The organism is Campylobacter sp. MIT 21-1684 (assembly GCF_026241315.1).
In the GTDB taxonomy this organism is placed as follows: domain Bacteria; phylum Campylobacterota; class Campylobacteria; order Campylobacterales; family Campylobacteraceae; genus Campylobacter_D.
In genome coordinates, this window is the sequence record NZ_JAPHNA010000073.1 from 1 (window position 1) to 489 (window position 489).

A 489-nucleotide genomic window follows, 5' to 3' on the forward strand; every position below is an offset into this window, starting at 1 on the left:
TTCCTTGCATAATCCTCTATTTCTTTTCTTAAGTATTCTGGGAAGTTTTCTCTATATATTGCTGGTATAGTGGGGTTTTGTTTTTTGTCAAGTTCGCCTTCTTTATAGATTTCTTCTAAGTATTCAGGGATAAAATAAGTTGGTGCATTAGGATAGCCTTGAGGGGGAGTAACTGCCATTATTTTGGATACAAGTAAAAGAGTGTCCATATATAATTTTGCTTCTTTTTCAGTCCATTCATTTGGAATATCTAAATCATATCTTTCCACCACCCAATCATCTATCTTTCTTCTAAACTCCTCTCTACTCTCCTTTGTAGAATCTTTATCTCTAGGGTCTTTGAGTTTGCCTTGCTTGATTTGGTTGTATAAATAGCGTAGTGTTTTTCCTGCTTCATCAAGACTATATCCCCCATCTAACATATTCAAATCCATCACCCAATCCACCCCTATGAGTTCATCTAAATAAGGAAGCATTCCAAAGCTATCA

At 35.4% G+C, this 489-nt stretch carries 1 pseudogene; it reads right to left on the reverse strand.

Annotated elements, in window-relative coordinates:
• Nucleotides 1-489: pseudogene (locus tag OQH62_RS08625) on the reverse strand (hypothetical protein); the annotation flags it as partial.